Origin of the sequence: Halomonas sp. NPDC076908 (genome assembly GCF_050269715.1) — a bacterium.
In the GTDB taxonomy this organism is placed as follows: Bacteria; Pseudomonadota; Gammaproteobacteria; order Pseudomonadales; family Halomonadaceae; genus Vreelandella.
On record NZ_JBNNIW010000061.1, the window covers coordinates 1 to 8,005 of the forward strand.

The window sequence follows — 8,005 nt, forward strand, 5'->3', positions numbered from 1 at the left end:
AGTGGCGCCCTTGCCAGTCGGGTTGTCTTCCCCTCAGTCGGGGTGACGACACCTTCTTTCAGGTGTCCGGGGTTGCCGGCTTCGCCGGGCAAACAAAAAGGCCAGCATAAAGGCTGGCCCTGTATCTTAAATTAGTGACTATATATTAATAGTCAACATGTAACTCATAGCGGTTATTGTCATTTTCTTTAGTACCTCCCAGTGCATTGCCTGTCACTTCAAGTTGATAATTGCCTGGCTGCAGTTGGCGGACCATTTCAAAATGGCCACGTGGGCTGGAAGCTTCTGCTACCTGCTGTCCCGCCTCATTATAAAGAACAGCTGAAATGCGGTTGCCAGTGCTGGTAAATCCTGGAAAGTGCTCACTCACTACTTTCAGTGTAGTCGCTTGTTCAATGTTAATATTGAAACGCTTAGGTTGCCCCTGGGCAAGCATCTGTGTAGAAGATACGCCTCTTTCTAGTAAGGGAAGATTCTGTGTTGTATTGCCTAAGCTCGCTAATACAGGTGTAGAGAGGATACTTGCTACTACTGCACTAAAAACAATTGCTTTAATTTTCATGGTGGTTTACTCCGCTGGTTATTTACAATTTAATAATAACCTTAGAGTATGAATTGAAGCTGAATTTAGTGGTTTATTAGCAAAAAAAACGCCACCTTTCGGTGGCGCAAGTTATAGAGTGCTTAACGATTTAAAACATTAACCTGACACCTGCCACCACGCCGGTATCTTCGGTATTATTCCCGCCAGCACGAGAAAGGTCAGCGGTATCGCCATACTCTTTTACCCAGTAAGCGCCCACGTAAGGCGCAAAGCGTCTGGTCACTTCGTAGCCCAGGCGCATGCCGACACGCACTGAGTTAAGGCCCTCACCCACACCAAACTCCTCAACTTCGCTGGCAGCTACGGCAATTTCGGTGCGCGGCTGTAGGTAGAGCCGCTGAGTCAGGCGCAGATCGTATTCGCCTTCAAAACTGGCGGCCACGTCGCCATCTTCACTCACTCGTAATGCCACGTCGGTTTCAATGCCGTAGGGCATTACGCCTTGCAGGCCGACAACCCCATAGGTGCGTTCGGCGTGATCATCGGAGAAAACACCGCCTTGATAACCGATCCCCCCCTGTAACTCCCAAAAATCAGCCACTAAACGACTATAGAGTAGTTCCAAAGACTCAAACTCAGCATCTTCGCCGTCGCCCTGGACATTTTCGCCTTCTGACTTTAGGTAAATGCGGTTGATATCGCCGCCGTACCAACCTTGAAAGTCCCATACCACGGCTTCTGGGCCTTTATCAGGCACGCTATATTCGAGCCGATCAAACAGTGCCATACCTATATTATGTTCCTCAGTGGGCGCTGGCCAACTGTCTGGTGCCGCATAGCCATCTTCGGCTTGAGCGGTCGTGGCGGCGGCCATGCCAAGGGCGGCGCTGGCGAGGGTTAAGTAGCGCTTAATTTTCATACTGCCTCCTTAAGAAACTTGAACAACGCGGAACATGCCAGCATCCATGTGATAGAGAAGGTGGCAGTGGAACGCCCAACTGCCCTCTGCATCTGCGGTGATCAACGCAGATACGCGCTCACCGGGCTTCACATCTATGGTGTGTTTGCGTGGTATCAATTCCCCTTGGCCGTTTTCTAGCTCCATCCACATACCGTGGAGGTGAATGGGGTGTTCCATCATGGTGTCGTTGACGAGGATGAGGCGCAGCCGCTCGTCTTTCACAAAATGAATGGGGCCGGTTACTTCGCTGAATTTCTTGCCGTCGAACGACCACATGTAACGTTCCATGTTGCCTGTCAGGTGCAGCTCAAGCTCACGGCCTGGCTCACGGCGATCAGGCCATGGTGTGAACGCTTTGAGATCCCGGTAAACCAATACGCGTCGTTCGTCAGGATCAATGCCGATTCCCGCCTGGTTATAGCGAGAGCCCGGCTGAGCTTCACCGGCGAGAAGCAAACCATTTGCGCCTATTTTGGCCTGCTCGGCTGCCATCCCCCCCATAGTAGAGTGATCCATGCCTTGCATGTTGGACATACCGGAGTGATCCATCCCAGCCATGCTGGAATGATCCATCCCCGACATGTTGGACATGCCAGAGTGATCCATCCCCGCCATGTTGGAGTGATCCATACCGCCCATACCGTGGGCACCCATGGCTTCCATGCCGCGGTCGGCAATTTGGCGGCGCTTGGGAATCTCCGCCTGCATGCCTTCACGCGGGGCTAGCGTGGCGCGAGCATAGCCGCTGCGATCCATGGCTTCGGCGAAGATGGTGTATGCCCGGTCGTCTTCAGGTGAAACAAGCACATCGTAGGTTTCCGCCACGCCAATGCGGAACTCATCAACAGGGACGGGCTGGACCGGTTGGCCATCGGCGGCCACCACGGTCATCTTCAAGCCAGGTATACGGACATCGAAGTATGACATGGCCGAACCGTTAATCACGCGTAGCCGTACCCGCTCACCGGCCTTGAACAGCGCGTTCCAGTTTTCCTGGGGGGAGTGGCCGTTGAGCAGGTAGGTATAAGTGCTGCCGGTGACATCGGCGATATCCCGCGAGCTCATACGCATTTGGGCCCACATACCGCGCATCTCGGCGGTTTGTGAGAAACCCTTTTCGCGTACATCGGCGAAAAAATCAGCAATCGTGCGCTCTTGGAAGTTGTAATAGCCTTCTATGGTTTTCAGATTACGGAACACCGACATCGGTTCTTCAAAGGTCCAGTCGGTGAGCAGTAACACATGCTCACGGTCGTAACGGATAGGCTCGCGCTCGGCGGCGTCGATAATCAGCGGCCCCGCATGGCCTAGCTGTTCCTGCAGACCTGAGTGGCTGTGGTACCAGTAGGTGCCGTTCTGCCTGACAGGGAAACGATAGGTAAAAGTTTCACCAGGGGCGATACCGGCAAAGCTGACACCAGGCACACCATCCATTTCCGGCGGTAGGATGAGGCCATGCCAATGGATAGAAGTAGGTTCATCAAGCAGGTTAGTGACGCGAAGCACCGCGTCCTGCCCTTCTTGTAAGCGAATCAGCGGGCCAGGACTGGTACCGTTAATGGTAATTGGTTGGGCTTCTTGTCCGTCAATAGGCAACGATTCACGGCGGATCGCCAGCGATACCTCGGGCCCTTCTTCAACGCCCTGCGCGTAGACATTGCTGCGGCCCCAGGGGTTTGCCCAGGCGGGGGTTAATCCCATTGCCGCAGCGGAACCTATTCCTAGGGCAGCGCCGCCTTTTAGGACCTGCCGGCGAGAAAGCGGGTGAGAAATGATGCTTGAGCGTGCCATGTGTAACTCCCATCAATGATGAATGGCACCATCTTGATGGAAGAAGCTGAATCAAAGCTGAAAAGTGATTAATTAATCACTTCAACTGCAAGAGGCAACGTAACCGTAACGCGCAGTCCACCCAGTGGACTACGCTCAAAACGCGAGTGCCCTGAGTAGCGGGCAATTAACTGCGCAAGAATCGACAGGCCTAAGCCGTAGCCGGGACGGCGTTCATCCAATCGTGTGCCACGCTCTCCCAAGCGCGAAAGATCTTCTTCTGCAACGCCGAAACCGTCATCATCAAGGGTGAGCGTGAGTGTGGTAGTGGAGACGGCAATATCGCAATTAATGCACCTATTCGACCATTTGCCAGCGTTATCGAGCACGATGCCTAATATTTCAGAAAAGTCGTGAGCCTCAATAGGCACTTGGTCTTTCTCGTGTGCCGAGTGGGTAAGGTTGAAAATGCGCTCAGGGTAAAGACTACGGAACATCTCGATGAGCCGTGAACTATCTCGCGTGACGTTCGCCATTCGACCCGCGTTAGGCCCTGCAATACGCGAACGACGCAGCTCTGCAGCTAACTGAGCGTTAATATCTTCAATACGACTGAGCAGTTTATGCCGTCGGTTTTCATCAATGGGCCGATTGCCGCGCAGTACTTGGGTAATTGCTGCCAGCGGGGTTTTTAATGCGTGTGATAGGTTGGCGACCGATTCTCGCGAGCGCTTCAGACGAAGATCAATGTCGTCCATGAACCAGTTCAACTGGTCGACTAATTCATCTAGCTCCGAAGGGGCTACTAATGACAAGCGATCACGTTTGCCTGATCGCAATCCTTTAAGTTGTTGGCGCAGTTGCCAGAGTGGTATGAGTCCACGGTTAACCGCTAGCATGTTGAGTATGATGAGCATCCCTAAAAGCACGGCGGCGATCCCACCGACCCACCAGTGTAAAGTTGCAAGCCCTGATTCTACTTGGGAAAAATCCTCGCCCACCAATAGCACACCCTGCGTGCCCTGCCACTCAAAATGGCGGCGATAGACGAGCATGTGCTGTGTTCCGCGATTCACATCTATTAGGGCATCGCCGCTCTCATCTAGCAACGGAGCCAGCTGTTGCTGCCATTGCGGGTCAGAAGCGCTGACTAAGCCATTGAAACGGAGTACGTAGAGATGATGAAAGACTTGATAGCCTTGGCTAACCGAGTCGAGCGCAATCGGTACAGCCGTTTGGTCTTGCTCTAGCTGCGCGACCGCGTGGTTTGCTTCACGTTGTAAGCGTTCACCTAAAAAATCCCTTGCCAGGCTCTGTAAAAAGATCCCGTGCAATAGCCACGTGGTGACCACCACCAGTAGCGCGACGCCGCCTAACCATGCGAGTAGCCGAATGCGTAAACTGCGTCTATCAATGTGAAGCAAAGAAATACCCCTGACCACGTCGCGTTTGAATGACTGATTTACCGAGATAACGGCGCAGACGAGCGATGTAGACTTCCACCAAGTTAGGCGCGGCGGCATCCTGATCCAATGCATAGAGCTGCTCTAGTAGCTGCTCTTTCGAGTGAATGCGATCAGGATGCAGCATTAAGTAGCGCAGTAACCGAAACTCGGTCGCTGTGAGCGAACGCCACGTTTCACCTTCTAAGCACACTCGTTGACCCGCTTCATCCAACGAAATGCCGTTAAGCGTGATCACTTGAGATAACTGACCAGACTGCCTGCGTAGCAAGGCCTTCAGCCGGGCCATCAGTTCGGCTTCGTGGAAGGGCTTGGTAAGATAGTCATCGGCCCCCGTCTCAAGACCGACAACTTTATCTTCCCAGGTATCGCGGGCCGTCAGGATCAAAATAGGCGTGTCGCGTTTTTGCCTGCGCCACTGGGCGAGCAGATCCAGCCCTGAGCCGTCGGGCAAACCGACATCTAAAATAGCCAGCTCATAATGCTCGGTTGCCATCAGCGACTTGGCCGCTTTCAAGGAAGCGGCCAAATCAACCAGGTAACCGTTGTCTTTGAGACTCTCTGCCAAGCTTTCCGCTAGCAAGTCATCATCTTCAAGTAGCAACAGTTTCATGGATATACGTCAGATTAGAGAGAAAAATTGCCGTACATGCCGGATTCATAATGACCAGGAATGTTACAGGCATACTCTAGCTCGTTAACATTGTCAGGGACACTCCATAATAAAGTCCCGGTTTCACCAGGCGCAATGGTGACACCTGCCATACTCATATTGGCCATATCGTGACCATCGCCGTTTGACATATTGGACATATCGTGGCCTCCGCCGTTGGCCATGTTTAGCATCATTTGACGATGTTCTTCTTGGGCTTCTTTGCTACCAATCACAAACTCATGTTCTAAATTGCCGGTGTTGGTGATTTCAAATTTAACAATTTCACCCGCCGCCATTTCTAACGTTTCAGGGTCGAACCACATATCGCCAGCATCAAGAGTGATCGTGCGGTCAACGTCAGCGTCGGTCAGGCCACTGTCACCGCCGCCATGGCCGGGTGCAGCCCATGCCGCGCTTGTTACTAGGCTTAGTGAAAGAGCAAGCAAAGGAGTTGTTAAAATGGTGTTGCGCATGGTCATTTACCTCAAAAGGGTTGTTGTCACTGCTTATTTATACGGTGTTAACCTGAAACGAGCCTGAACCCAGCGGGCAGAATATGATCCATAGCAACTTTTCATTGTTCACAAGGTTACAAGGCTTGACCTTGAGGTAGCCCTAGAGTCGTAAACTTAGGACGTAATTTCTAACTGACTTGATCGGAGGCTTACCATGATGAATGCCGATTGCTTAGCTTTTATGAGTTCAATGGACTGGTACGGCTGGCTGATGCCGCTGTTTTTTCTTCTGCTCGTAGGCTTAGGTATCGCGTCGCTCGCAAAATACTTGTTTAGCCACACAACGAGGGCAGGCCGTTCATGAAACATCTTAACGCTATTATTTTATCAATTGCTTTGGCTCTCGGGGCTACATCGGCTCAGGCTGCACTGCCGGACGAAGCTACACTGTACAAAAATCCTCAGTGCAGATGCTGTGATGAATATGCTCGCCACTTGGAAATGCTGGGAGTCGATGTAACCATTGTCGATAACGTTGAGCTCGGCGATATCAAACAGAAGGCTGGCGTCCCTTATGGTTTGGGGTCGTGCCACACCATCGAAATAGGAGACTACTGGATTGAAGGGCACGTGCCGATGGAAGCGGTCGAGGCATTATTTGAAGAACAACCTGACATAGGTGGGATCGGCCTAGCAGGGATGCCCATTGGTACACCAGGCATGCCAGGGCCTCAGGGTGAGCCTTACGAAATCTATATGTTCACTGACCACAAAGACGATTCGTTTATGACTCTGTAGTAGATTTTTTGATGTCATTACTAGGCTCCCTTGTCCTGCATGAGGTGCTGGCTAAGCTCCTCATGTATTTGACACTAAAAGCCACTTAAGACGGCTAGTGGGAGTCGATGATGGTTTTATAAAGCAGGCAGCCAGTAGCTCACACCGTTCATGGTCACCTGTACCCCGTCTCCTGAAAGCTCTATGGTCTGACGACGTAGTGCTTTTTTGGACAATTTCTTGTCATGAAAATATTCCATGGCTGTGACGATCCATTGCTCCCTCCAGTCCTCTCCTTGATCAGCACACTTCGCCATTTTCATCATGGAGCGAGCCAACTTTTCTTTCCGCCGTTTTCTTACTCGCTTCTCATCCACTCTAGGGGCTAGTGTGGTGGCATGTTGGCGATTTAAAAAATTGGTAAACCCCGTCACCGAGGCTGCTTGTCCGGGCACCGCCTGCAAATAGTTGTCCACATCACCCTGTTGAGGTAGCCGCTGCCCCTCCCGGTCAGTAGCGAGTAGCAATGCGGCTGCTGCTCTTAGTGCAAGTCGTGCGGAGGTGTGGGACGTTTTGCCCGCCTCTATACGGGTTTCCAATTGCAGCCAATAGGCTTGCAGCACTTGGTCTGATAGCGAAGCGGACGGCATAGAACTGAGACACGCTTGAATACGTCTTTTCTCAGAGTCGATCTTCTTTGCTTGGTGATCCGGCTCTACCCCTTGCTCTTCATGCAACCATCGCATGGGAAGCCTAACACGCCGCAACCCCTCTGCCCCAAAGTGATGGAGCAGCTCCGAATAGCTCGGTATCCGTGACCATGCCTGGTCAATCTCAAGGAAGAACGAGAAGAAATGATTGATCTTGAGGGCAGCCTTATGCGGCCCTGTGGTACGAATCAGCCATTCACCAAATTTCCCAAATGCCTCACGTAACGCTTTGGTGGTGAGACCGGCTTGGCCAATGGAAATCCGCTTGCGGCATGTTCGTGTCCAGTAGCAGGGCTCACAGACATCGCCTCGACCGGCTGGCATAGGATGGCCACACGATGGACAGGCGATCTCACCTTGCTCATAACAGGCTTTACACAATGCGTCACCGCTGGATGTCATGACCAATAAGCGATGCCGACGACACGCAGAGCAGGTACCGTAATCTGCCGTCGCACAGCTTGGACATAACCGATGATCATGCCCCATACGTGTCACTCGGGTAAGACGTTGAGATGCTTTCCCACATGCCTCGCAGGGTTCTGGTTCTTTGAAATAGGGAGCGCAGGCGCTACTGAAGTGGTTATAGTTTCCCGGACACACAGACGCAGATAATATTATCTGCCCATCAAGGTGTGTGCCATGAGTCAGAAAAAAAGCAATTCGTATA

The 8,005-nt window shown here is 52.1% G+C and carries 9 protein-coding genes; 2 read left to right on the forward strand and 7 right to left on the reverse strand.

The annotated features are described in order from the left end of the window. Positions 1-145 precede the first annotated feature (145 nt). From ACQKE4_RS19555 to ACQKE4_RS19580, 6 genes are all read right to left on the reverse strand, one after another. Positions 146-562 (reverse strand): hypothetical protein, encoded by a 417-nt coding sequence (locus tag ACQKE4_RS19555; RefSeq protein WP_427389910.1) that lies wholly within the window; start codon positions 560-562, stop codon positions 146-148. A gap of 130 nt (positions 563-692) precedes the next feature. Further along, the gene (locus ACQKE4_RS19560; RefSeq protein WP_427389911.1) at positions 693-1,463 is read right to left on the reverse strand and encodes a copper resistance protein B; all 771 of its coding nucleotides are present in this window, start codon (positions 1,461-1,463) and stop codon (positions 693-695) included. Positions 1,464-1,472: 9 nt separating this feature from the next. Further along, a complete protein-coding gene (locus ACQKE4_RS19565) occupies positions 1,473-3,296 on the reverse strand; it encodes a copper resistance system multicopper oxidase (protein ID WP_427389912.1) in 1,824 nt (607 codons plus the stop codon). Positions 3,297-3,364: 68 nt separating this feature from the next. Further along, on the reverse strand, positions 3,365-4,699 hold the full coding sequence (locus tag ACQKE4_RS19570) for an ATP-binding protein (protein WP_427389913.1): 1,335 nt from the start codon (positions 4,697-4,699) through the stop codon (positions 3,365-3,367). Next, the gene (locus ACQKE4_RS19575; protein WP_054641619.1) at positions 4,686-5,351 is read right to left on the reverse strand and encodes a response regulator transcription factor; all 666 of its coding nucleotides are present in this window, start codon (positions 5,349-5,351) and stop codon (positions 4,686-4,688) included. The genes ACQKE4_RS19570 and ACQKE4_RS19575 overlap by 14 nt, the downstream gene beginning before the upstream one ends. Before the next feature lie 14 nt (positions 5,352-5,365). Further along, positions 5,366-5,866 carry a cupredoxin domain-containing protein gene (locus ACQKE4_RS19580; RefSeq protein WP_427389914.1) on the reverse strand — a complete coding sequence of 167 codons (501 nt, stop codon included), beginning with the start codon at positions 5,864-5,866 and terminating at the stop codon, positions 5,366-5,368. 196 nt (positions 5,867-6,062) lie between these two features. Between ACQKE4_RS19580 and ACQKE4_RS19585 the strand changes: the two genes are divergently transcribed. Together ACQKE4_RS19585 and ACQKE4_RS19590 are read left to right on the forward strand one after the other, a co-directional pair. Continuing rightward, positions 6,063-6,212, forward strand: a complete 150-nt coding sequence (locus ACQKE4_RS19585; protein WP_290675838.1) for a hypothetical protein — start codon at positions 6,063-6,065, stop codon at positions 6,210-6,212. Further along, the gene (locus tag ACQKE4_RS19590; protein ID WP_290675840.1) at positions 6,209-6,646 is read left to right on the forward strand and encodes a DUF411 domain-containing protein; all 438 of its coding nucleotides are present in this window, start codon (positions 6,209-6,211) and stop codon (positions 6,644-6,646) included. Before ACQKE4_RS19585 ends, ACQKE4_RS19590 begins: the two co-directional genes overlap by 4 nt. 116 nt (positions 6,647-6,762) lie before the next feature. Here the strand turns inward: ACQKE4_RS19590 and ACQKE4_RS19595 are convergent, their stop codons facing one another. After that, on the reverse strand, positions 6,763-7,659 hold the full coding sequence (locus ACQKE4_RS19595; RefSeq protein WP_193091995.1) for a hypothetical protein: 897 nt from the start codon (positions 7,657-7,659) through the stop codon (positions 6,763-6,765). Positions 7,660-8,005: the final 346 nt, after the last annotated feature.